The organism is Microvirga sp. P4_G7 (assembly GCF_056401005.1).
The window spans coordinates 1-567 of record NZ_JBFUKD010001173.1 but is presented as its reverse complement, the minus strand read 5'-3'; the positions used below and the strand labels follow the sequence as shown (position 1 = coordinate 567).

The window sequence follows — 567 nt, the reverse complement described above, 5'->3', positions numbered from 1 at the left end:
GGCAACAACAACGCCGTCAACTTGACTGTCAGTGACAGGGTTTTCGTGTCTGCAGGTGTCACGGTTTCGTCCCAGTTCGAACAAGCCTTCTTTGGCACCAGTGGAAACATTGACCTCAAGGTGTATGGCAATGTCTTCGCCGGCGGCGGTGGTGTGACGCTCGAGAAAGGCTCAAATTCGGTCTACGTCGGTGAAGGTGGCGTAGTCCATTCATTCATCGATGCAGTCGCGATGGGAAGTGCAGCGGATACGAACAACTCCGTGATCAACTACGGTGTCATCGTATCGGATGTCGCCGCTGGCGTGAATTCGTACGGAACGTCCACAACGATTGTCAATTACGGGAGAATTCAAGGGGGCTACTACGGAATTTCGCTCGGTAGCGGCTCCGGTGCGGAACCTAATCGCATCACCAACAAGGGTACGATTACGGTGACCAGTCCCGACGCATTGGCTGCGATTTATGGAAGTGCGGGAACTGACATCGTCATCAACGATGGAACGATCGAAGGGTCCATTTCTCTCTCGGGTGGTACTGATCTTTATGATGGGCGGGGTGGATTCGTC

The 567-nt window shown here is 53.6% G+C and carries 1 protein-coding gene; it reads left to right on the top strand.

Annotated elements, in window-relative coordinates; all coding sequences use genetic code 11:
- On the top strand, positions 1–567 hold a 567-nt coding region (locus AC1DT3_RS23710), incomplete at both ends, for a hypothetical protein (protein WP_477467592.1).